The sequence below is a fragment of the Bacillus cereus group sp. BfR-BA-01356 genome (genome assembly GCF_022663635.1).
Lineage (GTDB): Bacteria > Bacillota > Bacilli > Bacillales > Bacillaceae_G > Bacillus_A > Bacillus_A cereus.
This window is the reverse complement of the sequence record NZ_JAKUFX010000297.1, coordinates 1-424: the sequence shown is the minus strand read 5'-3', so window position 1 is coordinate 424 and position 424 is coordinate 1. Positions and strand designations below refer to the sequence as shown.

Here is a 424-nt window from a genome sequence, read left to right as displayed (position 1 = left end):
GCCACCCCGGCATGTCATATTGAAAATTGGAGCGGAAGACGGGATTCGAACCCGCGACCCCAACCTTGGCAAGGTTGTATTCTACCACTGAACTACTTCCGCAAGACATGTTTGAGATATTTTATTAAAAGTGCGGGTGAAGGGAGTCGAACCCCCACGCCAAAGGCGCTAGATCCTAAGTCTAGTGCGTCTGCCAATTCCGCCACACCCGCATATTAATTAAAATGGTGAGCCATGAAGGACTCGAACCTTCGACCCTCTGATTAAAAGTCAGATGCTCTACCAACTGAGCTAATGGCTCTTACAATAAAAACTGGTGCCGACTAGAGGACTTGAACCCCCAACCTACTGATTACAAGTCAGTTGCTCTACCAATTGAGCTAAGTCGGCTAAATGGTGGAGGATGACGGGATCGAACCGCCGA

The 424-nt window shown here is 48.8% G+C and carries 4 tRNA genes; all 4 read right to left on the bottom strand.

Going from position 1 to position 424, the window contains the following annotated elements:
- Positions 1-27: 27 nt before the first annotated feature.
- Positions 28-102, bottom strand: a tRNA-Gly gene (locus MR168_RS33120).
- A gap of 29 nt (positions 103-131) precedes the next feature.
- A tRNA-Leu gene (locus MR168_RS33115) sits at positions 132-212 on the bottom strand.
- Between the two features lie 13 nt (positions 213-225).
- Positions 226-301 (bottom strand) — tRNA-Lys (locus MR168_RS33110).
- 13 nt (positions 302-314) lie between these two features.
- A tRNA-Thr gene (locus MR168_RS33105) sits at positions 315-390 on the bottom strand.
- Between the last annotated feature and the right edge of the window lie 34 nt (positions 391-424).